This window comes from Streptomyces sp. A012304 (genome assembly GCF_026008495.1).
Lineage (GTDB): Bacteria > Actinomycetota > Actinomycetes > Streptomycetales > Streptomycetaceae > Streptomyces.
Window position 1 is genome coordinate 33,837 of the sequence record NZ_BQUN01000058.1, and the last position, 22,456, is coordinate 56,292.

The following is a 22,456-nucleotide window of genomic DNA, read 5'->3' on the forward strand; positions in this document are numbered from 1 at the left end:
CCCGGTGCGAGGTGCTGGGACGCCCGGGCCCGCGCCGCGGCCGGACGAGGGCCGGGGCCGCCGCGCGCGGCCGTGCCCCGTTCAGCCTAATGTGGACAAAAGGGGTAGTCGGTAAATTTCCGCAAGCGGGAGACGAGTGGGAGAACCGTCATGGGCAAGGTCACCACGCACACCTTCCAGACGTACCGAGCGGTCGCCAGCTTCGAGCGGGCCAAGGAGATCGCCCGCACAACGTCACCGTTCACCATCGAGGTCCGCTTCGTCGGCGGACTGACGGACACTCAGCAGGACGCGTTCGCCGCGGCGGCCGACCGCTGGGCCAAGGTCATCGTCGGTGACCTGGACACCGTCCGTGTCAACGGCGACATCATCGACGACCTGCTGATCGAGGCCGAGGGGGTGGCCATCGACGGCCCGAACAAAGTCCTCGGCCAGGCCGGCCCGACCGACTTCCGCGAGCGGAGCGCGCAGTCCGGCGCGTTCCTGCCGGCCAAGGGCCTGATGAGGTTCGACACCGCGGATCTGGAACAGATGGAGGCGCGCAACACGCTCGTCGACGTCATCACCCACGAGATGGGCCACGTCCTCGGGATCGGCACCCGGTGGAGGTTCTTCGGCCTGCTCAAGGGAGCCGGCGGCAGCAACCCCACCTTCGTGGGCGAGGGTGCCATGGCCGAGTTCGCCGCACTGCTCGGCCAGGAGGACCCCACCCCGGTACCCGTGGCCAACTTCGGCGAGCCCGGGACCCGGGACAGCCACTGGCGTGAGGCGGTCTTCGTCAACGAGCTCATGTCGCCGTTCATCTCCGGCACCGACAACCCGTTGAGCCGGATGACCGCGGCGAGCCTGGGCGACATGGGCTACCAGGTCGATCTCGAGGGCGCCGAACCGTACACGCTCCCGGATCTGCTCCAGGTGGCCATGGAGGGTGCCCTCGTGCCGCACACGGCGCCGCTCGGCGACGGCGTCATGCTCCCGGTCGTGCCGACCCGTCTGCCGGCCGGGACGACCTGACGCCACCCCGCGCCGGCGCCCTTCCGCCCGCGAGGACGGGGAGCGGCCCATCAGGGGAAGTCCCGAGCGGGAACAGGGGACGGCGGGCCGCCGCGGCGGGGATCCTCCCGCCCATGGCGGGCGACGGGGCGGGCCGGGCAGCGCTCGGCCCGCCCCGCGCGACCCCTCCTGCGCCCGCGACAGGACAGCACGCCTACGGCCGCAGCGGGTTGGCGCGCGCTGCCGCCATCAGGTACCAGGCCGTGGCGCCCGTGTGCCGGTAGGGGTAGTAGCCGAACCCGAAACCGGTGTCGAGGGGGCTGCTCGCCGACACCACCCCGGACCTCTCGGGCAGGGCCGCGCCGCCCACGGTCTGGTCGCGCCCGAGCAGGTCCTGGGCGCGCTCGACGGAGGCGAGCAGCCGTCGGGCGCGCGCCTCGTCGCCGGGGGCGCGTCGGCCGCGCAGGGCGAGCGCCAGATGGGCGGTTCCCTCGAACCACACGCCGTTGCGGTCGGGCTTGGGCTGGCCCGGGGCGATCGGGGCGTCCTCGTCGGCGAGGAGACTGGCGGAGCTGAAGGTGACCCCCGCGTAGGACTGGCCCGCCGGCACCGTGCTGTTGGGGCGGTCGGCCGTGTCCAGGACAGCCAGTTCGGTCCGCGCCCAGTCCAGTGACCGGGCGTGGGCCGGCGAGGCGAGCGCGAGGTGGGTCCAGGTCTGGGTGTCCTCGGGAATCGGCGACGTGTTGATGGTCACGCCGTCGTTGGTGCCGGTGTAGAAGAAGCCCGCCGACGGCTCCCACATGCGCGCGACGAAGGCCGCGGCCCGCGCCCGCCGCTCCCGCCACACCCGGTTGCCGGTGAGCCGGGCGAGCCGCCCGAAGAGGGCGATCAGGTCGGTGTTGTGCTCGGTGGAGGTGAACGGCAGCTTCCGGTCGGCCCCGTCGACCCCGAACTTGTAGCCGCCGAGCGGTTCGTCGGTGCGGCCGACGCGCTCGATCCACTCGCCGATACGGACGGCGCCGGTGAGGAAGCGGCGCTGGCCCGTCCGGTCGGCGAGGGCGCTCAGCGCGAGGCCCGCCCACGCCATGTCGCCCACGGCGGTGCCGGTGAAGCCGAACTGCGTGCCGACGTTGGCCGTTCCGTCCGCCCGCACGAACCCGTCCGGCTGCGCCGAACCGTCGTAGAAGGTGTACGGGCCCACGTTGTAGGCCTGGCGCAGTCTGCCGTCGTCGTACACCGGGTCGTGCGCCTGGGCGTACAGCAGCGCGTCACCGAGAGCCTGGGCCCGGGAGCGGTCCGCGCGGGCGGGGGAGGTGAGGAGCGCCAGGACGGCGAGGGCGTTGTCGTAGGTGAACGCCGTGCTGAACAGGCCCGCCTGGTCGGTGTAGCTCTGGGCGAGCCGCAGGGTGCCGTGGTCCGGATAGGCGTCCATGGCGGAGGCGAGGAAGGCGTAGGCCCGGCGCGGGGCGGAGGCGCCGGACCCGGCGGGGCGCTCCGCCGCCCGGGCCGCGCCGGAGCCGGCGGTGACGAGGGCCGCCGCCCCGGCACCGAGCCCGGTCCCGATGAGCGCGCGGCGGCTGAGGATCGGGCCTGGGGTGCCGGTCATGGGTCTCCTCGGAGGCAGGGTGTCGCTACGGGTTGAGAGCGCTCTCAAGAACGCGCGCTCATTGTGCTGTGACACCAGGCTCCGGTCAACGACCGTGACATGACGCGCTGTTGGCGCGCCGAGGGGCGGGGGAGACCTCGGACCCCGGCGCGCCCGTCCCGCACTGCGGGACGCCTACGCCGCCTGCCTGCGCTGCAACGCCCGTGCCGCGGCCCGGCGTCCGGCGTCGTGCGCGTCGAGGGTGACGCCCGCGCCCTCGCCGGGGGTGGCGTTCCACCCGCGGAGCTTGCCGGCCACGCGCCGCACCTCCGGCGAGGTCGGCGGGACGTCGATCTGGAAGTGGCTCTCGTCGGGCGTCGGGAAGTCGCCGCCCCACCTCACCACGCCCTCGCAGTCCGCGAGGATGTCACGGATCACCGCCACCTGATGGGCGAAGAACCCGCCCCGTACGCCCGCCGGATAGCAGTCCGGGCGGATGTCGACCGCCGTGCCCGAGGCGTGGTTGGTCTCGTAGCCCTTCGTCCGCGCCGGGCTGCGGTAGCCGGTCACGTCACCGGCGCGCAGCGCCTCGATCTCGTAGTGGAAGCGGCGGACGACGTGCACGAGGATCGTCTCGACGTCGCCGATGGCCACCTCCACGCCGAAGCCCGTCCCGGGAACCGGGCGGTTCCAGACGCTGCCGGTGTCGTTCGGGGCGGAGTCGATCGGCCAGCCGTTGGCGGAGACCCGGCCCGGACCGGCCGCCTTCGTGGAGCCCGCCGCCCGGTCCGCCGCGGACGCGGTGGCGGTCGACGCCGCCGTCGTACCGGCGACCGCGCCCGCCGCGACCGCCGTGGTGACCGCCGAGCGCAGGAAGTGCCGTCGTGTTGCTGCCATGGGGGGTGCCTGCTCTCTTCTCTGCTCTGGTGGGGTGTGGACTAACGGCCGGCGCGCAGCGGCGCGTAGTACTTCTCCAGGACCTGGTACAGCCCGAGCTGCGCCGATCCGTCCGATCCCGCCGGCCCCGACCCGAGGAACTCCCCGAGGAGCCGCCGGGTGCTCGTGGCCGTGTCCGCCAGGCCGGGCCGCGGCAGTCCCAGGTCGTGCGCGGTCTTGATCAGGGCGTACGCGGCGGTGTTGACGCTGAAGCGGTCGTCGTCGCGCATCTTGCGCCGCATGGCGCCCAGGTCCGCCGAGTCGGTCGGGTCGAGCAGCGGGCCGCGCAGGATGCGCTGCTCCACGCAGTAGTTGCGGGCGGCGACGGCCGCCTCGGGCGCCATCGGCACCAGGCCCGCGGCGGCCGCCGTCCCGCTGCCGCTGCCCGTGGCCCCCGTGCGCACGGCCCACAGCAGGCTCGCCGCGATGAGCGCCTTGCGCATCCGCAGCGTGCGGGCCAGATCGGTCAGGAGGGCGTCGTAGGCGACGAGGGCGTCGAACGCCTCCGTGGTGCTGCCCGCTCCCGCCGTCACCGCCGTGGACGCGGGCGTCGGGTCCCCGGCCCCCCGCTCCGGCAGCCCCACCGCCTGGAGGTGGTTGCGTACGTCCGCCAGGGCCACCGCCCGCAGCGAGAGGTCGAAGCGGACGTCGAGGTCGGTCGCGGCGGCCGGCGGGTCGTAGGAGATCTGGCCGAGGTCGCGGCCCGAGGCGATGTTGTTGTCGATCTGGATGGCGCCGTCGCCGCTGCCCACGTCGACGGTGGCGATCTGGTCGAACGCCCAGTCCCGGGGCAGCGGCGAGGCCACATTGCCGGTGTAGGCGGTGGACATGCCGGAGACGAAGCTCGCGGAGGTCAGGCCCTCGGCGCCGACCCGGGCGCACACGGCGCGCGGGCCGTAGATGCCGGTCAGGTAGCCGCCGCCGTCGGCGTCCAGCCCGGCCTTCAGCGCCCGGAAATAGGGCAGGACGCCCGTGGTGACCTCGCTGTCGACGGCGTCGTAGTCGACCGCGAAGTAGATGCGCGTGCCGGGCTTGAAGCCGTGGTAGCGGGCCCAGTACAGGGCGTCGGCGGCGTCCGAGGCGCCCTGCGCGGCGGTGAAGTAGCTCGCGGCGGCGCCGTTCGTCTGGTAGATCGGGAAGCAGCGCAGCCCGGCCGCGGCCATCACCCTCAGCTCACCCGGTTTGATCATCTTGTCGAGGGTGGTGCCGGGCACGTTCGACAGGTACCGCCCGACCACCCGGTACCCGGCGTCGGCCAGGGTCCGCGCCCGGGCGGCCGTGACCTCGCTGGAACAGTCCGCGGCGGTGCCCTTGCGCGTCGCGTCGCCCGTCGACACCAGCAGGGACGCCCAGGTGGCGAAGTCGCCCTTCCCGGTGACCGGGATCCTCACGAACTCCTGGAAGACACACACCCGTCCGGCGAGACCGACGTCGAACGTGTCCGTGAAGCGCACTCCGGGGCGCTGGTTGAACGCCATCGCCGCCGAGAACAGCCGCACCCACACGCCGGTCGACCCCACGGTCAGGGCCGTGGAGGACCTGAGCCCGTTCTGGGTGCCCGGCCCGAAGACGCCGTTGGCCACGTCGTCGGTCATGCCGAGCTCGTACTGGACGGCGAACATCAGCGCCCGCTGCACGTCCCGCGCGTAGCGGCCGTCGCAGGCGACGACGAAGAAGTTGGCCCGGCCGACGTAGGCGGCGTTCATCCAGCGCTGCGCCGCGCGCACGGCGTCACCACCGCCCTCCTGGAGGGTGTAGGCGTCCCTGTTCAGCAGCGCCTTGAACAGCTTGGGCACCACCGCGTCCCCGGGGTACGGCACGTCGAGCCCGCAGTCGGCCTTCACCTGCCGTACCGCGGCGGCGAGCCGGGCGGTGTAGGTGCCGTCGAGGTCTCCGGCGTCGTAGCCCTTGCAGTGCAGGGCGGACTGGACGATGCGTATGACGTTGGCCGGGGCGGTGGAAGCCGCGTCGATGGACGGCCAGGTGGCGGTGAGCCGGGCCAGGGTGGTGGGCCCGAAGTTGTCCGACAGGGCGGTGATGCCCAGTTCGTACTGGAGGGCACGGGTCAGCGCGTACAGGGTCGGCCAGTCGACGACGCCGGTCTCCGCGACCTTGGTGATGCCGGGTACGTCGCCGTAGGTGCCGTTGATGAATCTCTGCGCGCGCAGCACCATCTCGTCGGACATGGAAGGCGGTTCCTTTCACATGGGGGGTCGGTGCGCGGTGGCCACAGGGGCCACGCTGCCACATGGGCCACAGCGGCCACACAGGCCACATCGGCACCATGGGGAAAGGAAACAGGAGCGCCGGCACGGACGAGGCGGGCGCTGTCCTCGTACCGGCCGGTCTCCTCAGGAAGATCGCACAACTCCCGCAATCCACACGGCTTCGACAGGTCCGCGTAACGGTCCGTTTCGGCACGGGCAGGGGCCGGTGCCCGGGCCCGGGGCGGGCTCTGCGTCATGTGCCCGTCCGGGCGCCGGCCGGCGGGCCGCGCACCCGCGGGTGTCCCTCCCCGCGTGCGCTGCCGACCCCGCCCGTGGGAAGCCTTATCCGGAAGTAAATGATTCTTTCCCGATACAACAAAACGCTGACAAAGAACTCGCCAAAGGCGCCGGTCAAATCATCCGATGTCGGGCGCATCTTTCGTCGTTGACAGTGGCGGGCGGCCTGTTTACCGTTGAATAGTGGGCTGAGCGAGAAGAATACATGAATGGGGGACTTTTCGTGCGGCTGGTGGAGCGCGAAACAGAGCTGGGTCTTGTCGCGGAGCTCGTTGCCGCGACGGGGAACGGGGAAGGATCGGTTCTGCTCGTCGACGCTCCCGTCGCGAGCGGGAAGACGGAGATCCTACAGGCAGTCGAGCGCGAGGCGATCCGGCACGGCGCCCTGACGCTCACGGCGAACGCGTCCGTGTGGGAGAAGGGCTTCGCGCTCGCCGTGGTGGCGCAACTTTTGGAGAACGTGCCCGGGGAAGCGCATCCCGGATGGTCCGACACAAAGCTCCGATTAAAGGAATTCCATGGTCGCACCCAGGCGGGGGAAAGACCGCCGGTGGACCTCTTGCGGGATATTCACGAATTACTGGTCGAGCTGGCCGAGAAATCGCCCGTGGTCGTCGTCGTCGACGATCTGCACCACAGCGACGGCGCCTCCCTCTCCCTCCTCCTGGGCCTGGCCCGCCGCGGCCAGCGCAAGCCGATGCTGTTCGCGTTCGGACAGCAGTCGTCGTGCATGCGGGGCCTCCAGCTCTTCCAGACCGAACTGCGCCGGCTGCCGCACTGCTCCCACATGCCGCTCAAGCCCCTGTCACCCGCCGGTGTCGCCCGGTTCCTGGCCCAGCACCTGGACGACGAACAGGCACTCAGACTCGCCCCGGTCCACGAGGCGCTCAGCGGCGGCAATCCGCTCCTGGTGCGGGCGCTCCTCGACGACTACCGCGGCGCGGTCGCGCCCACGGCCGACGGCCCGGCCCGCACCGGCCCGGGTCTCGTCCCCGGAGACACCTACCGGCAGGCCGTGACGGCGTGTCTGCAGCGCGGCAGCGCCGACGCGGCCGACGTCGCCCACGCCTTGGCGGTCCTGCACACCTCCGGCTCCCCGCACCTGACGGCACGGCTGCTGGAGCTGGGGCGGGACGGCGTGGAGCGGGTCCGGCGGGTGCTGGCCGGCAGCGGACTGCTGACGGCGGACGGCTTCCGGCACCCGGTGGCCCGCGAAGCCGTGCTGGAGCACATGCCGCCCGCCCGGCGCACCGCGCTGCACCTGCGCGCGGCACGCCTGTTGTTCGACGACGGCGCGCCCGCCACGACCGTGGCCACCCACCTGCTCGCCGCGGGACAGGCACGGGAGCCGTGGGCGGCGCGCGTGCTGTGCGAGGCCGCCGAGCAGGTGCTCCGCGAGGACCGGGCCACCCTCGCCCAGAACTACCTGGAGCTGGTGCTGCGCGACTCCGGCGATCCGGTCCAGCAGGCCACGGTCACCCTCCAGCTCGCCCGCAGCGTCTGGCGCCGCAGCCCGGACCGCGCGCTGCGGCGCACCCTGTCCATGGTCGACACCTTCGACCTTCAGCAGGCGACCGAGGAGCAGGCCATCCAACTGGTCAAGAGCCTGCTGCGGCACGGCATGTTCGGCGACGCCGAGACCGTGCTGGAGGGACTCGCCGACCGGGTCGGCCGGGCGCCCGACCCGTCCAGCGACGACCTCCAGGCGTTCCGGCTGTGGCTCGCCTGCTCGTACCCGGTGCTGGCCCGGCGGTTCCCGCTCGCCCCGCCGTCCCGGCCCGGCCGCGCGACGCTGACCGGCGCCACCCGCACCAGCCCGCTGCTCCAGGCGACGACCCTGCTGCACACCGTCCTGTCCGGGGCTCCCGCGCAGCACGAGATCGCCGCGACCCAGCAGGAGTTGCAGGTGCTCCGGCTGGACGACGAGACCCTGGAGCCGCTCGGCACCGCCCTGATGGCCCTGGTCTACGTGGACTGGATCGACGCCGCCGAGCTGTGGTGCAAGGAACTGCTCGCCGAGGCCACCGAACGCGGTGTGCCCGCGTGGATCGGTGTGCTGTCGTCGGTCATGGCGGAAGTAGCCCTGCGGCGGGGCGACCTGCGGGCGACCGAGAAGTACGCCCGCGCGGCCCTGTCGCACATCTCCAGCGAGGGGTGGGGGGTGGCGGTGGGCTCGACCCGGGCGGCCCTCCTGACGGCGCTCACCGCCCGGGGCGACTTCCGCACGGCCGGACAGCTGGTCAACGAGCCGCTGCCGGACAGCATCTTCGACACCCGCGACGGGCTGCACTACCAGCAGGCACGCGGACGCTTCCACCTGGCGCTCGGCCATCCGCACGCCGCGCTGCGGGACTTCGAGGACTGCAGCGCCCGGATGAGGGAGTGGGGCCTGGACCGGCCGTCGCTGCTGTCGTGGCGCACCGACGCCGCCCGGGCGCTGCTGGCCCTGAACCGGGTGGACGAGGCCCGCCGACTGGCCCGGGAACAGCTGGAGTTGCTGGGACCGGACAGCCCGCGCATCCGGGGCCTGACGCTGCGGGTGCTGGCCGCGACCGCCCCGTCCGAGCAGCGACTCGCGCTGCTGGGCCGGGCCGTCGACGACCTGGAGAGCGCGCACGACGCGCTGGAACTGGCCCAGGCGCTGGGCGACCTGTCCCGGGCCCGTGGTGCGACGGGCGACCCGGTCGGCGCCCGGCACGCCATGGTCCGGGCCCGGCAGCTGGCCAGGGCCTGCCACGCGGAGGTCCTCCTGCCCGCGCTGCGGGAGCCGGAGGAGGAGATGGTGCCGCGCCGGCCCGACACCGTCGCCCGGCCCCTCGACGAGGAGCACGGCCCCGCCGAACTGAGCGAGGCCGAGCGGCGCGTGGCGCGCCTGGTCGCCAAGGGCCGGTCCAACCGGGAGGTGGCGAGCCTGCTGTTCATCACCGTCAGCACCGTCGAACAGCACCTGACGAGCATCTACCGCAAGCTGCACATCAACCGCCGGGCCGAACTGCGCTCGGCCTACCTGGAGTTGACCTGAGTGCCGGTCAGCGGCCCGGCGCCGCGGGAGAGTCCGGTCCGACGACCAGGTCCGCGCCGCGGCGGTCGTCGTCGAGGAGCAGCCGCCGGGTGCCCCCGGGGCCCGGACCGGCGCCGAGGGTGTACTCCCCGGCGGGGAGGGCGGTGAAGCGGTAGCGGCCGTCCGCGTCGGTGTGCGTGGACAGCCAGAGGCCGGAGTCGTCCGCGAGCGTGACACGGGCCCCCGCGACGGGGCCGCCGTCCCGGTCGCGGACGACTCCGGCGACGGTGACCAGCCGCTGCCCCACGGTGATGTCCGTGACGCTGCACGAGTGGGGCGTCACCCGCACCGGACGTACGACCGGGCGGCGGTGGCGGTGGTCGACGGCGAGGCTGTACGTGCCGGCCTCCAGTCCGGTGAAGGCGTAGCCGCCCTGGTCGCCGGTGACCGCGCAGCGCAGCACCGCGCCGAGCGCGTCGATCAGGACGACCACGGCCCGGGCCACCGGGGTGGCCACGCCCTCCTCCCGTACGGTGCCCCGGATGCTCGACGAGGCGACCAGCCGCACGTGCGCGGTGGTCAGCGGCGCCGCCGCGACGACGGGCAGGGCGTCGGGGAGGTACCCGGCGCAGCCGGCGACCAGGAGGTAGCGGCCCCGTGCCGGGGCGCGCAGCCGGAAGGCACCGCTGCGGTCGGCGACGTGCGAGGACACCCTGCGCCCCTCGGCGTCGATGAGGGACAGCCGGGCGTGGACCGCGGGCACCCCGTCGTCGCGCGTCGCCCTGCCGCGGACCTCCCACCCGGGGAGGGGAAGAGAACGACGCCGCAGCAGCGAGGCGAGGCGGTACCAGGCCGTCCGACGGCGGGCTTCCTTGCCCGGGTACATGTCGTTCTCCTCTCCGGTGGTCGTGGGTCCTCGGCCATGTCAGTGGGCGGGGGAGGCGGCCGCCGCCCGCGACCTGTTCAGCCGGCCGAACCCGCCGGCGAAGAGGGCGGCCAGGCCCACCGAGATCGCCGCGATGGTGAAACTGGTCTCGTAGGCGTGCTCGGTGGGGACACCGCCCGCCATGGTGTCGGAGGTGAGGATGGCCGCCGTCAGCGAGCTGGCGATGCTGCCGCCGACCAGCCGCACCAGGCTGTTGACGGCGCTGGCGACGGCGGTCTTCGCGGGGTCCACGTGCTCGACGGCCATGGTGCCCAGGGCCGCGAACGACAGGCCCACGCCGAGGCCCAGCAGCGCGGTGGCGACGTAGATGTCGTACGGGTGGTCGTGACGCAGGATCAGCCACACGTTGGACAGCGCGGCCACCACCGAGCCGATGGCCACCATGGTCGCCGCAGAGGTCTTGCGCACCAGACGGCCGGCCAGCGGCGAGATGACGATGAGCAGCAGGGTCGTGGGCAGCAGGTAGACGCCGGCCATCAGCACGGACGCGCCGAAGCCGTAGCCCACCTTCGACGGGGTCTGCACGTAGTTGGGCAGCAGGGTGAAGCCCGCGTACAGCGCGAAGCCCAGCAGGAACGAGGCGAGGCTGGCTCCGATGGTGCCCGGGTGGGTGAGCATGGTGATGTCGACCAGCGGGTCGGTGGCCCGGCGCTCGATCGCCACCCAGATCGCGAACAGCGCGGCGGCGGCCACGAGCAGACCGATGATCGGCGCCGAGGTCCAGCCCCAGCCGCGGCCCTCGGTGATGGCCAGCAGCAGGCAGACCAGCGCGCCGGTGAAGACGACGGCGCCGGGCACGTCGGGCCGTCCGCCCGCGGGCGGAGCCACGTCGCGGACGACGAGGGCGGTCAGCACGGTCGCCGCGGCCGCGAGGCCGGTGATGAGCCAGAAGACGATGCGGTAGCCGCTGGTGTACTCGGCGATGAAACCGCTGATGATCATGCCGAGGCCGACGCCGATGCCCATGGTCGCGCTGAGCACGCCGATACCGGTGGCCATCTTCTCGGGGGGCAGCAGATCGCGTACGGCACCGATGGACAGCGGTACCGTCGCCGCGGAGACGCCTTGCAGCACACGGGCGATCATCAGCGTGGTGATCGAGGTGGACAGCGCGCCGACGACCGAGCCGGCGACCAGCAGGGCGAGGGTGAGCAGCAGCATCCGCCGCCGGCCGTACATGTCGCCGAAGCGGCTGAACAGCGGGGTGGCCACGGCACCGCACAGCAGGCTGACCGTGAGCGCCCAGCTCACCGCCGACACCGAGGCGTTCAGGGACTGTTCCAGGCGGGGCAGGAGCGGGATCACCGCGCTCTGCTGGATGGACGCCGTCGAGGCGGTGACGGACAGGGTGAGGACCACCAGGCCCTGCGGCACGGACCGGCGTGTTCCCGGGGCCGGCGCCGGCTGGGTGAGCGAGGGATTGCCTTGACTGGACATGGGTGATCTCCTTTCCGGGAGAATGGATAACTGAGGTAGGTAGTTGCGAGGCGCGCTCCTGGGCGCCCGCCAACTTCATTACCTACCTTAGGTAGGTAATTTCTGGAAGGCAAGTCATGGTGGAAGACGTCGACGGACTGTTCTCCCTGGCGCCCCGGCTCGCACAGCTCGGCGCCGCGCTGAACAGCAACTGGCTGCACGTACGGGCGACGGAACTCGCGGGGATCACACTGGAGCGGCCCGCTCTGCAGATCCTGGGCATCCTCCAGGCGAGCGGGAAACCGCTGCGGGTGGGGGAGATCGCCACGGAGATGCGGGTGGAGGGCCCGCATGTGACCCGGCAGGTCCACAACCTGGAGCGCAAGGGCCTGGTGCACCGGGTGGTCGACCCCGACGACCGCAGGGCCCGGCTGGTCGAGCTCACACCGGAGGGCGACGAGGTCAACTCGCGCTACCGCGAGGTGGTCATGACCTGGCTCTCCCACGCGTTCGACTCCTGGTCCAAGCAGGACATGGACGATCTGGTCCGGCTGGGCGGGCGGATGGTGGACGACTTCCTCGTCTTCCTCCAGCAGGCGCAGGACGTCGAGCGGGAGCAACGTCCGGGCAGGCGGGGACGGGAGCGGTGACCCCGGGTGCCCGACGCCGGCCGGGCCGTCGCCGTCGGCCGTCGGCGCGGGGCGCCGGGGCCGCGGCATGCGGAGGCGGCCCGCGCCGCGACGCCCCGAGCCCTGGACGCGGGGGCTCGGCAGGCGCCGCGGCGCAGGCCGTGGAGGCCGGCGGGAGGGGACCGCCGACGGGAGGGGGCCGTGTCTCACGGGGTGAGCGCTGGGGTGTCCAGAGCCATGGTGGTGGGGGCCTCCTGACGGGAGGGCTCCAGGTGCCAGCGCCGGACGCCCTCGTCGGTGACGGCGGGCAGCTCCCGCCCGCACCCGCAGGCCCGGTCCGTGAAACCCTCGAACCGGTAGGCGATCTCCATGATGCGGTTGCGGTCGGTGGGCCGGAAGTCGGCCACCAGGTGCACGCCGGCCCGGGCCGCCTGGTCGATCAGCCAGCGCAGGACGACCTTCCCCGCCCCGAAGGACACCACCCGGCAGGACGTGGCCAGCAGCTTCAGATGCCAGACCGAGGGGTGCTTCTCCAGGAGCAGGACCCCCACCGCGCCGTGCGGTCCGAAACGGTCGCTGAGATGGGTCACCAGGACCTCGTGCCGCGGGTCGGACATCAGCGCGCGCAGCGCCGCGTCGTCGTAGTGCACACCGGTCGCGTTCATCTGGCTGGTGCGCAGGGTGAGTTCCTCGACCCGGGTGAGGTCCTCCGCGGTGGCGCGCGCGATCCGCATCCGCATCCGCAGCGAACGCAGGAACTCCTCGTCCGGTCCCTCGAAGTCCGAGCGCGCGCTGTCCCGCAGGAAACCGGCCTGGTACATCTGGCGGCGGCGACCGGAGTCCACGGTCAGGGCCGCCGGCGTGAACTCGGCCCGCCGCGGCAGGGACACGGCCAGCTCGGCGGCGTACAGACGGACGTCCGGCAGGTGGTGGGCCACCTCCGCGCGCTCGGCGGGCTGGTCGTCGATGAAGCCGATCGCGCCGTGCGCGAAGTTCAGCCGCTCGGCGATGGCCCGCACCGCCCGCGACTTGGGCCCCCAGCCGATGTGCGGCAGCACGAAGTACTCGGCGATCCCCAGCTTCTCCAGCCGCTGCCAGGCCGTGTCGTGGTCGTTCTTGCTGGCCACGGCCTGGAGCACACCGCGCGCGTCGAGGGTGTGCACGACCTCCCGGACGGCGTCGGTCAGGACGACGTCGTCGCCCTCCATGAGGGTGCCCTGCCACAGCGTGTTGTCCAGGTCCCACACCAGGCACTTCACCAGCGACGGCCGGTGCCGCCCGGCCGGTTCGGACACGGCACCGAGGTCCGTCACGGTCTCTCCTTCGGTCATCCCCACACCGCCAGGGCGCTCCGGGCGAGGGCGAGCTGACAGATCTCGCTGCTGCCCTCGATGATCTCCATCAACTTGGCGTCACGATGGGCGCGCGCCACCACGTGCCCGTCCCGTGCCCCGGCCGACGCCAGCACCTGCACGGCACGCGAGGCACCCCGCACCGCCTGCGTCGCGCTCACATGCTTGGCCAGCAGTACGGCCGTCACCATCTCCGGCGACCCGCTGTCCCAGCAGCGGCCGGCGTGCTCGCAGACCCGGGTGGCCGTCTGCTCGGCGACGACCAGCTCGGCCAGATGGCGGGCCACCAGCTGGTGTTCGGCGATCGGCCGGCCGAACTGCTCACGGCTCGCCGCGTGCCGCGCGGCCGCCGACAGACAGGCCCGCAGGATGCCCGTGCAGCCCCACGCCACGGACATCCGCCCGTACGCCAGCGCGGCGGTCACCAGCAGGGCCGGTGGCTGACCGGCGCCGGGCAGCACGTTCGCCGCCGGCACCCGCACCGAGGAGAACGCGATGTCGGCGTGGCCGGCGGCCCGGCAGCCCAGCGGATCGGGGACCGGCTCGATCCGGACGCCGGGCGCGTCGGCGGGCACCACCACGACGGCGGCCCCCGAACCGTACGTCCCGAACACCACGAGCAGATCGGCGTAGGCGGCCCCGGTGATCCAGACCTTCGCGCCGTCCACGACCACGCTGTCGCCGTCGGGGACGATCCGGGTGCGCATCGCCGACAGATCGCTGCCCGCGCCGCTCTCGCTGAACGCGACGGCCGCGAGACCCCCGTCGGTCAGCCGGGGCAGGAAGGCCTCGTGGTGCGACGGGGAGCCGAGGCGGCGCAGGGTCCAGGCGGCCATCCCCTGCGAGGTCATCAGGCTTCTCAGCGAGCTGCACAGGGATCCGACATGGGCGGTCAGCTCGCCGTTGTCCAGGCTGGACAGGCCGAGGCCGCCGAACTCGGCCGGCACCTCGGCGCACAGCAGCCCCTTGGTGCCCATCGCGCGCACGAACGGCACGGGGATCCGGCCCGCCCGGTCCCAGGACTCCGGCGCGTCCCCGATGAGGTCGCCGCTGAGCGCGATCGCCTCGGCGAGCGTCTCAGTCACCGCCGCCTCCGGCGGCCGGGGTCCGCAGCCGGTCCACGAGAGCGGTCATCGTGCCGATGGTGCGGAAGTTGTCCAGCCGCAGCTCCGCCCCGCCGATCGTGACGCCGAAGGTCTTCTCCAGGAAGACCACCAACTGCATCGCGAACAGCGAGGACACCGCGCCGGTGGCGAAGATGTCCTGGTCGTTCTCCCAGGAGACCTTGGTGTGCCGCCGCAGGAAGTCCCGGATCAGGTCCTCGTCCGGGGCCGGCGTGTCACTGCGGGGCGTGTCGTTCGCAGCCGTGGTCATGGCATCGCCTCTCCGTAGTCGTAGAAGCCTCGGCCGCTCTTTCTGCCGAGGTCGCCCTGCGCGACCTTGTCGAGCAGGAGGGTGCAGGGACGGCAGCCCTCGTCCCCGGTGCGCTCGTACAGCACACGGAGGGAGTCCGCGAGGTTGTCCAGTCCGATCAGGTCGGCCGTGCGCAGCGGGCCGGTGCGGTGGCCGAGGCAGCCCCGCATCAGCGTGTCCACCGCCTCCGGTGTGGCGCGGCCCTCCTCGACGACCCGCACGGCGTCGTTGATCATCCGGTGGAGGATCCGGCTGGTGACGAAGCCCGGCCCGTCGCCGACCACCACCGGCTGCCGTCCCAGGGCCGTCAGCAGGGACGTCACCGCGTCCATCGTGCGGTCCGCGGTGCGCGGTCCCCTGGCCACCTCGACCATGGGGATCAGGTACGGCGGGTTCATGAAGTGGGCGCCGACCAGGTCCTCGGGGCGGTCGACGGCGTCGGCGAGTTCGTCGATGGGGATGGACGAGGTGTTCGAGACGAGGGCCGTGCCCGGTGACACGGTCGCCGACACCTGGGCGAGCGCCTTGACCTTGGCGTCGAGGAGTTCGGTGACCGCCTCGATCACCACGCCCGCCCCGGCCGCCGCCTCCGGGGTGGTCGTGACGGTCAGGTCGCCGGGGTCGCGGCCGGCCGGCAGGGCGTTCATCAGCCGGGCCATGCGCAGCTGGTCCTCGATCTGCTCGCGGGCCCGGCCGGCCTTGTCCTCGTCGACGTCGACCAGGGTGACGGACACGCCGTGCCCGACGGCCAGTGCGGTGATGCCGGCACCCATGACGCCCGCGCCCAGAACGACGAGCCGGTACGGCACTTGGTTTTCTGCCACGGAATATCCGCCATTCTCTCTTCGTGCTCGGACACTCTTCGGAAGCGAAAAGGGCAGCCGAAAAGGAAAAGCCGAAAGGGATGGGTCCGCCACCGGGAAGGACGGTCCTTCCGGTGAGGCGGCGTCGCCAGACTGGCCGGGGACACGGGGGAGGGTCAACCCCTGAAAACCGTGACCGGGCCGGGCCCGACACGGCCGTCGGGAGCGGGGAAGGGGCCAGCGGGCAGGGGGTGCGGCAGGGGTGCGGGCCGAGGGGCCGACTGGGGTTCAGGCGTCCCGGACAGGGATGGAAAGCGGCAGGTCGGAGGCGTCGTGACGGTCCGGTGAGGGTCGCGCGCTAGGGGGTGCGCGACCCCCGGGACAGGTGCCCGGCAGTGGGGGAGCGGGGCGCGGACTCAGGGGTTGTCCGGGATCCGGGCGTCCCATAGTTTCCTGCTGCACGAATCACCGGATGATCCTCGCGATCGCCTCGCGGAATCCCCTCCATCGCTGCGCGGTCGGATCACCTTCATCGCGTGAGAGCGGCTCACAGCTGCCTCCTGAAACCGGGACTCATCATGGGCACTCTCAGTTCTGTTCCAGCGGTATTCAGATCCGGCTCGTTCAACGGCGACGGACGACAGGACCTCCTGGTGCGCAACGCGCGCACCGGGGAGTTGTTCGTCCTGCCGCACCGCGGGGAGTTCAAGGGCCCCGACACCTACGGCGATCCGGTCCTGATCGGCACCGGATTCGGCCTCCACCTGTGGCTGTGCGCCGGCGACCTCACCGGCGACGGCACCGCGGACCTGGTCTGCATCACGAATGACGACCGCACCCTCGTCTTCCTCAACCAGGGAGGCCTGGACGGTCCGCGCACCCTCGGGGAACCCATCCACGTCGGCGGCAAGCCCCCGGAGCGCACCTACGACACCATCGCCCTCGGCGACCTGACCGGGAACGGCATCGTCGACATCATCGGCCGGGTGCAGGGCACCGGTGAGATCCACCGCATCCTGCACCAGGGCAAGGTCGACGGCCCCCACACCTTCGCCCCGCCCGCCGACTTCGCGCTCATCGACCCCACGGACCTGCCCGTGGGCCTCGCCGACATCACCGTCAACGGCGAACCCGACCTGCTGGTGCGACGCGTGGACGGGACGCTCGTCGTCCACGAGGTGTACGCCGGCGGCAAGGGCGAGGACGCCCGCCCCCTGGCACCCGCGGGCTTCCACCCGCTCGGCACCGGCTGGGACAAGGCGCTGGTCATCGACATCACCGACATCGACGGCGACGGCCGGCCCGATCTGCTGGCCCTGTACGCCGACGGCTCGCTCGTCGTGCACCGCCACAGCGGGACCTTCGACCCGGCCGACCCGGGCGCCACCTTCCTGCCGCCCGTCGCGCTCGGCACCGGCTGGGCCGACTTCGACATCGTCAGCTGACCCGCGCCGCACCCCGCGCGGCACCGCGGGCCGCCCGGCACGCGGCCCCTCTCATCCGTCCTTCCGTCCTCCCTGGGGGTTGGCTCGTGGCGCACCACGACGCATGGCGCATTCTCAGCAAGGGCAGCAGGCCCGAGATCCTGCTCGCCGTCGACTTCGATGTGACGGGCCGCCCGGAGGCACGCTTCAGCGACCTCGTGGCCAACCTGGAGACCGACCACGGCGTGTGGGAGAGCGTGCCCACCCCCCTCGGCTCCACCGACCCCGCCGGACCCGGGCACCTCGACGCCTGGCACGAGGGCCTCGGCCCCGACCACCCCCCGGTGAAGGCCGTCATGGGCTACTGCGTCGGCGGGGTCTACGCCGCCGAACTCGCCGCCCGCCTCACCGCGACGCAGGACCGCCCACCCCTCGTCCTGCTCTTCGACCCCGAACTGTCCACCGCCCCCACCCTGTACTGGCAGTTCCACAAGGTGATGGAGTTCATGAGGTCCACCGGCGCCGGACCGGAGATCGACGCGGCCCAGGACGCCGGCCGGCACGCCCAGGAGAGCGCCGGCGACCTGACGGAACTCGCCCGGGAACTCGTCGGCCTCTTCCGCGCCACCGGCGAGACCGTCCTCACCCGCGCCGGCCTCGACGCCACCCGCCGCGCCGAACTCACCGACGTCTTCACCGCGTTCATGTCCTACCTGGCGGGCGGTGGCCGGTACGACCCGCTGTCCCGGTGGACCTCAGCGGTGGCCATCAGCTCCGCCAGCCCCCAGAGCGGCCTCAACGGCATCCGGGCCCACCTGCCCGGGACACGACACGACCTGGTGGCCCGCGAGATCAGGCTGCCCCTGGAACACGCCGAGCTGCTGCGTGCCCCGGCGGTCGCCGAGGCCGTCGCCGAGCTGCTGGCGGAGACGTCATGAACCGCGCCCCCGCCTCCCGCAAGGAGGAGGCCCTCTGGCTGCTGGAACGGATCGTCCCCGGCAGCGCCGTCAACAACCTGTCGCTGGCGTTCCGCGTCGAGGGACGGCTCGACGCCGAGGCACTGCGCCGGACCCTGACGCTGCTGCTGCGCCGCCACCCCGTGCTGAGGACGGTCTTCCACACCGACGACAGCGGCCTGACCAAGACGGTGACCGACGTCGACGTCGTCCCCACGGAGACAGCGACGTGCGAGGACGACCGGGCCGACGCCGAGCTGGCCGCGTTCGTCGCACGGCCCTTCGCCCTGTCCGGACAGCCCCTCCTCAGGGCGCTCCTGCTGCACGGCACCACACGGGACCACTTCTGCCTCGCCGTCCACCACCTCGTCTTCGACACCCTCTCCGGCGCGGTCCTCCTCGACGAACTCACCACCCTCTACACGGCCCTCACCACCGGACAGCAGCCCCCCGCCGAGCTGTCAGAGGAGGTCGCGCCCCTCCCGGACACCCCGCCCCGCGAGGCGAGCACCGCCTTCTGGCGCGACCGGCTGAAGGGATTCGACCCCGAGCAGCTCGCCCTGCGCGTCGGCCGCCCCGAACCGGCCAACCCCACACTCCGCGGCGACCAGGTCCTGCACCACCTCTCGGACGGCGCCCGCGAGGCCGTACGGCGCACGGCGAGGGAACTGCGCGCCTCCGAGGCCGTCGTCCTGCTCGCCGCCTACTGCCTGCTGCTCGCCCGGCACGGCGCCGGCCCGGACCTGGTCGTCGGATCACCGGTGAACGTCCGCGGCCCCCGCGACCAGCGCGCCGTCGGCTACCACGTCAACGTCCTCCCGCTGCGCGTCGGCGTCGACCCGTCGCTGTCCTTCGCCGAGCTGGTGAGCCGGGTGCGGCACGTCTTCATGAACGCCATCGCCCACGCGGACGTCCCCGTCGACGCCCTGCTGGACGAGGTGCCCCGCCGCGATGTCTCCTGGCACAACTCCCTGTTCCGGCACGTCTTCAACTACGTGCCCGGCAACGGCCTGCCGCCCTTCGAACTGGCGGGCAGCCCGGCCCGGCCCCTCGTCGTGGAGAACGGCTACAGCAAGTTCGACCTGGAGTTCTTCGTCCTGTCCTCGCCCGAGTCCGTCGGGGTCCGGGCCGCGTTCTGCGTCGAGGCCTTCGACCGCGACGACGTCCACGCCCTGCTGCGCCGCTACGACCGGCTGCTGGAGACCCTCGGCGCCGACCCGGCGGCACCCGTCGGCGAGGCCGACCTGTTCTCCCCGGCCGACCGCGCGACCGTCGACCGCGCCAACGACACCGGCCGGCCGCTCCCCTGGCCGACCGTCCTCGACGCGGTCCGCTCCCGGGTGCGGGCCCACCCCGACGCGACCGCCCTGGTCGACGACCGGGGCCGCGAGGTGTCCTACGGCGCGCTGTGGCGGGCCGCCCGCGACACGGCCGGGGCGCTGCGCGCGGAAGGCGTCGGCGCCGGCGACGTCGTCGCCGTACTCGCCGGACGCGGGCCCGAGCTGGCGGCCGCCGTCCTCGGCGTCTGGCTCGCCGGAGCGGCCTATCTGCCGCTCGACCCGAACCACCCCGCCGACCGGCTCCGCCACCAGCTCGACGACTCCGGCGCCGCGGTGATCCTCGCCGCCGACCCGTCCGTCGTGCCCGACGCCGAGACCCGCACGGTACGGCCCCTGGCACCGGCACCCGCACCCGCGCCCCGCGACGACCCGTCGACCGCACCCGGCGCCGCCACGTCCACCGACCCCGGCTCCCGCGCCTACCTGATCTACACCTCAGGGTCCACCGGGCTGCCCAAGGGCACCCTGGTCAGCCACCACAACCTCGCGAACCTGGTCGCGGACTTCGCGGAGCGGTTCACCGACGTCGCGTCGGTGCTCTGGCTCACCACGTTCTCCTTCGACATCTCCGCCCTCGAACTGTTCCTGCCGCTCGTCGCCGGCGGCCGGGTCGTCGTCGCGCCGGACGAGGCCCGCACCGACGGGCGGGCGCTGGCCGACACCGTCACCCGGCACCGGGTGGACACCGTGCAGGCCACCCCCACCACCTGGCGGCTCGTCGTGGACGGCGCGGCCGACGCCCTCGCCCCCTGCCGGGTGCTGTGCGGCGGCGAGCCCCTGCCGCGTGAACTGGCGCGCCGGCTCACAGAGGTGGCCCGCGAGGTGTGGAACGTGTACGGCCCGACCGAGACCACCATCTGGTCCACCGCGGGCCGGGTGCCCGCCGAGGGACCGCTCACCGTCGGCCGTCCCCTCGCCAACACCCAGGTGTTCGTCGCCGACCCCGACGGGCGCGAACTGCCCGTGGGCGTGCTCGGCGAACTGCGCGTGGCCGGCGGCGGCGTCGCCCTCGGCTACCACGACCGTCCTGACCTCACCACCGCCCGCTTCACCGGACACCCCCGCTACGGCCGCCACTACCGCACCGGCGACCTGGCGCGCTGGCTGCCCGACGGCACGCTCCAGGTCGCCGGACGCACCGACCGCCAGGTCAAACTGCGCGGCAATCGCATCGAACTGCCCGAGGTCGAGGCCGTGCTCCTCGCCGAACCCGACGTCCGCGGCGTGGCCGCCGTGATCGCCGGCGAACCAGGAGGCGACGACGTGCTGATCGCCTTCGTCGACGGCCCCGACAAACCCGAGCTGGCCGAGCGGCTGTGGGACCGGGCCCGCGCCAAGCTGCCGCTGGCCGCCGTGCCCAGCGCGTTCCACTTCGTGGAGGCCTTCCCCATGACGGGCAACGACAAGGTCGACTACCCCGCCCTGACCCGCCTCGCCGAGGAGCGGCGCGCACAGCGGTCCACGACGGCCGACGCCTACGACGACGGGGCGGACGAACTGCTCTCGACGCTGGTGTCCCTCTGGCGCGAACTGCTGGACCGCCAGGACCTCGACCACCGGGCGAACTTCTTCGCCAGCGGCGGTCACTCGCTGCTGGCCGCCCGGCTGACGCAGCGCATCGAGGAAGTGACAGGCATCCGGATCCCCATGGCCGACGTCTTCGCCCAGCCCACCCCCCTGAGGCTGGCGGAGCATCTGCGGGTGACCGGTTCGCACGACGACAGCGGCGCCGGACAACCGGGCGCCTGACGAACGGGGTGGAGGTCGCTGAGCCGATGAACGAGACCGAGAAGTCCTCGACCGAGACCGTCGCGGAGCCGATCGCGGTGATCGGACTGTCCTGCCGGCTGCCCGGGGCGCCCGACCCCGGCGGCTTCTGGGAGCTGCTGCGGCGGGCCGAGCACGGCATCACGGAGGTGCCGGAGGGCCGCTGGGGCCCCGAAGCGGACACCGTGACGGACCCCGGGGCCCGCAGGGGCGGCTTCCTCGACCACGTCGACCGGTTCGACGCCGCCTTCTTCTCCGTCTCCCCGCGCGAGGCGGCCATGATGGACCCCCAGCAGCGCCTCGCCCTGGAACTCGCCTGGGAGGCACTGGAGTCCGCCTGCCTGGCCCCGGCCTCCCTCGACGGCAGCCGCACCGGCGTCTTCCTCGGCGCGATCTCCGGCGACTACGCGACGCTCGTGCACCGCGCCGGCCACGAGGCGATCACCCGGCACACCATGGCCGGCCTGCAACGCGGCCTGATCGCCAACCGCATCTCCTACCACCTCGGCCTGCGCGGCCCCAGCATGGCGGTCGACGCCGCCCAGGCCTCCTCGCTCGTCGCCGTCCACCTGGCCTGCGAGAGCATCAGGGCGGGCGAGTCGGACATCGCCCTCGCCGGGGGAGTCCACCTCAACCTGGCGCCGCTGAGCGCCCTGGCCGCCGCCCGGTTCGGCGGGCTCTCCCCGGACGGCCGCAGCTACACCTTCGACGAACGCGCCAACGGGTTCGTGCGCGGCGAGGGCGGCGGCCTGGTCCTGCTCAAGCCGCTCACCCGCGCCCTGGCCGACGGCGACCACATCCACTGCCTGATCAGGGGCAGCGCGGTCAACAACGACGGCACGACCGACGGCCTGACCCGCCCGGACGCCGCCGCCCAGGAGGACGTCGTACGCCGGGCCTGGGCCCGGGCCGGCGTCGACCCCGCCACCGCCGGCTACGTGGAGCTCCACGGCACCGGCACCCGCGTCGGCGACCCGATCGAGGCCGCCGCCCTGGGCGCGGCACTGGGCCGCGCCAGGCCCACCGGCCACCCCCTGCTGGTCGGGTCGGCGAAGACCAACGTCGGCCACCTGGAAGGCGCCGCCGGCATCGTCGGCCTGCTCAAGACCGTGCTCAGCGTCGGCAAGGGCGAGATCCCGGCCAGCCTGAACTTCGCCCGCCCCAACCCCGGGATCCCGCTGCCGGAACTCAATCTCGGCGTCCCGACGCACCTCACCCCCTGGCCCCGCTCGCACGGTCCGCGCCGGGCGGGCGTGTCCTCCTTCGGGATGGGCGGCACGAACTGTCATGTGGTGGTGGAGGAGGCGCCCGTGGCGGAGCGGGAGGCTTCCGTTTCCGGGGAGGCGCCGGGGTCCGTGCTGCCGTTCGTGGTGTCGGCGCGGAGCCGGGGT

The 22,456-nt window shown here is 73.0% G+C and carries 16 protein-coding genes; 7 read left to right on the forward strand and 9 right to left on the reverse strand.

What is annotated here, in order from left to right; genetic code table 11:
* Positions 1–150 precede the first annotated feature (150 nt).
* Complete coding sequence (locus ALMP_RS13890) at positions 151–1,014, forward strand: leishmanolysin (RefSeq protein ID WP_264927521.1); 864 nt, start codon at positions 151–153, stop codon at positions 1,012–1,014.
* A 193-nt stretch (positions 1,015–1,207) separates the two neighbouring features.
* Here the strand turns inward: ALMP_RS13890 and ALMP_RS13895 are convergent, their stop codons facing one another.
* From ALMP_RS13895 to ALMP_RS13905, 3 genes are all read right to left on the reverse strand, one after another.
* Positions 1,208–2,599 carry a Tat pathway signal sequence domain protein gene (locus ALMP_RS13895; RefSeq protein WP_264927522.1) on the reverse strand — a complete coding sequence of 464 codons (1,392 nt, stop codon included), beginning with the start codon at positions 2,597–2,599 and terminating at the stop codon, positions 1,208–1,210.
* Between the two features lie 174 nt (positions 2,600–2,773).
* Positions 2,774–3,475 (reverse strand): M15 family metallopeptidase, encoded by a 702-nt coding sequence (locus tag ALMP_RS13900; protein WP_264927524.1) that lies wholly within the window; start codon positions 3,473–3,475, stop codon positions 2,774–2,776.
* A gap of 41 nt (positions 3,476–3,516) precedes the next feature.
* A complete protein-coding gene (locus ALMP_RS13905) occupies positions 3,517–5,700 on the reverse strand; it encodes a glycoside hydrolase domain-containing protein (RefSeq protein WP_264927526.1) in 2,184 nt (727 codons plus the stop codon).
* A gap of 523 nt (positions 5,701–6,223) precedes the next feature.
* Between ALMP_RS13905 and ALMP_RS13910 the strand changes: the two genes are divergently transcribed.
* Positions 6,224–9,040 (forward strand): LuxR family transcriptional regulator, encoded by a 2,817-nt coding sequence (locus ALMP_RS13910; protein ID WP_264927527.1) that lies wholly within the window; start codon positions 6,224–6,226, stop codon positions 9,038–9,040.
* Positions 9,041–9,047: 7 nt separating this feature from the next.
* Here the strand turns inward: ALMP_RS13910 and ALMP_RS13915 are convergent, their stop codons facing one another.
* Together ALMP_RS13915 and ALMP_RS13920 are read right to left on the reverse strand one after the other, a co-directional pair.
* The gene (locus tag ALMP_RS13915; RefSeq protein WP_264927529.1) at positions 9,048–9,905 is read right to left on the reverse strand and encodes a collagen binding domain-containing protein; all 858 of its coding nucleotides are present in this window, start codon (positions 9,903–9,905) and stop codon (positions 9,048–9,050) included.
* A 39-nt stretch (positions 9,906–9,944) separates the two neighbouring features.
* Positions 9,945–11,402 (reverse strand): MFS transporter, encoded by a 1,458-nt coding sequence (locus tag ALMP_RS13920; RefSeq protein WP_264927531.1) that lies wholly within the window; start codon positions 11,400–11,402, stop codon positions 9,945–9,947.
* Positions 11,403–11,518: 116 nt separating this feature from the next.
* Between ALMP_RS13920 and ALMP_RS13925 the strand changes: the two genes are divergently transcribed.
* Positions 11,519–12,031: a MarR family winged helix-turn-helix transcriptional regulator gene (locus ALMP_RS13925; protein ID WP_264927532.1), complete on the forward strand. Its 513-nt coding sequence runs from the start codon at positions 11,519–11,521 to the stop codon at positions 12,029–12,031.
* Between the two features lie 185 nt (positions 12,032–12,216).
* Here the strand turns inward: ALMP_RS13925 and ALMP_RS13930 are convergent, their stop codons facing one another.
* Genes ALMP_RS13930 through ALMP_RS13945 form a run of 4 tightly spaced genes read right to left on the reverse strand, consistent with a single transcriptional unit; the run spans position 12,217 to position 15,599 of the window.
* Positions 12,217–13,341: an HAD family hydrolase gene (locus ALMP_RS13930; protein ID WP_264927533.1), complete on the reverse strand. Its 1,125-nt coding sequence runs from the start codon at positions 13,339–13,341 to the stop codon at positions 12,217–12,219.
* Positions 13,338–14,447, reverse strand: a complete 1,110-nt coding sequence (locus ALMP_RS13935) for an acyl-CoA dehydrogenase family protein (protein ID WP_375803480.1) — start codon at positions 14,445–14,447, stop codon at positions 13,338–13,340. Before ALMP_RS13935 ends, ALMP_RS13930 begins: the two co-directional genes overlap by 4 nt.
* Positions 14,440–14,736: an acyl carrier protein gene (locus ALMP_RS13940; protein WP_264927535.1), complete on the reverse strand. Its 297-nt coding sequence runs from the start codon at positions 14,734–14,736 to the stop codon at positions 14,440–14,442. Before ALMP_RS13940 ends, ALMP_RS13935 begins: the two co-directional genes overlap by 8 nt.
* Positions 14,733–15,599: a 3-hydroxyacyl-CoA dehydrogenase family protein gene (locus ALMP_RS13945; protein ID WP_264927537.1), complete on the reverse strand. Its 867-nt coding sequence runs from the start codon at positions 15,597–15,599 to the stop codon at positions 14,733–14,735. Before ALMP_RS13945 ends, ALMP_RS13940 begins: the two co-directional genes overlap by 4 nt.
* Before the next feature lie 557 nt (positions 15,600–16,156).
* On the opposite strand from ALMP_RS13945, the gene ALMP_RS13950 reads away from it, so the two are divergent.
* From ALMP_RS13950 to ALMP_RS13965, 4 genes are all read left to right on the forward strand, one after another.
* The gene (locus ALMP_RS13950) at positions 16,157–17,023 is read left to right on the forward strand and encodes a VCBS repeat-containing protein (RefSeq protein WP_264927538.1); all 867 of its coding nucleotides are present in this window, start codon (positions 16,157–16,159) and stop codon (positions 17,021–17,023) included.
* Between the two features lie 86 nt (positions 17,024–17,109).
* Positions 17,110–17,940, forward strand: a complete 831-nt coding sequence (locus ALMP_RS13955; RefSeq protein ID WP_264927539.1) for a hypothetical protein — start codon at positions 17,110–17,112, stop codon at positions 17,938–17,940.
* Complete coding sequence (locus tag ALMP_RS13960) at positions 17,937–21,047, forward strand: amino acid adenylation domain-containing protein (RefSeq protein WP_264927541.1); 3,111 nt, start codon at positions 17,937–17,939, stop codon at positions 21,045–21,047. The genes ALMP_RS13955 and ALMP_RS13960 overlap by 4 nt, the downstream gene beginning before the upstream one ends.
* 26 nt (positions 21,048–21,073) lie before the next feature.
* A partial coding sequence (locus tag ALMP_RS13965; protein ID WP_264927542.1) for a polyketide synthase occupies positions 21,074–22,456 on the forward strand: 1,383 nt, incomplete at its 3' end.

Excerpts from the sequence above, each read along its gene's own strand:
- ALMP_RS13890 (WP_264927521.1), top strand. The coding sequence starts at position 151 with ATGGGCAAGGTCACCACGCACACCTTCCAGACGTACCGAGCGGTCGCC.
- ALMP_RS13895 (WP_264927522.1), bottom strand. The coding sequence starts at position 2,599 with ATGACCGGCACCCCAGGCCCGATCCTCAGCCGCCGCGCGCTCATCGGG.
- ALMP_RS13900 (WP_264927524.1), bottom strand. The coding sequence starts at position 3,475 with ATGGCAGCAACACGACGGCACTTCCTGCGCTCGGCGGTCACCACGGCG.
- ALMP_RS13905 (WP_264927526.1), bottom strand. The coding sequence starts at position 5,700 with ATGTCCGACGAGATGGTGCTGCGCGCGCAGAGATTCATCAACGGCACC.
- ALMP_RS13910 (WP_264927527.1), top strand. The coding sequence starts at position 6,224 with ATGAATGGGGGACTTTTCGTGCGGCTGGTGGAGCGCGAAACAGAGCTG.
- ALMP_RS13915 (WP_264927529.1), bottom strand. The coding sequence starts at position 9,905 with ATGTACCCGGGCAAGGAAGCCCGCCGTCGGACGGCCTGGTACCGCCTC.
- ALMP_RS13920 (WP_264927531.1), bottom strand. The coding sequence starts at position 11,402 with ATGTCCAGTCAAGGCAATCCCTCGCTCACCCAGCCGGCGCCGGCCCCG.
- ALMP_RS13925 (WP_264927532.1), top strand. The coding sequence starts at position 11,519 with ATGGTGGAAGACGTCGACGGACTGTTCTCCCTGGCGCCCCGGCTCGCA.
- ALMP_RS13930 (WP_264927533.1), bottom strand. The coding sequence starts at position 13,341 with ATGACCGAAGGAGAGACCGTGACGGACCTCGGTGCCGTGTCCGAACCG.
- ALMP_RS13940 (WP_264927535.1), bottom strand. The coding sequence starts at position 14,736 with ATGACCACGGCTGCGAACGACACGCCCCGCAGTGACACGCCGGCCCCG.
- ALMP_RS13950 (WP_264927538.1), top strand. The coding sequence starts at position 16,157 with ATGGGCACTCTCAGTTCTGTTCCAGCGGTATTCAGATCCGGCTCGTTC.
- ALMP_RS13960 (WP_264927541.1), top strand. The coding sequence starts at position 17,937 with ATGAACCGCGCCCCCGCCTCCCGCAAGGAGGAGGCCCTCTGGCTGCTG.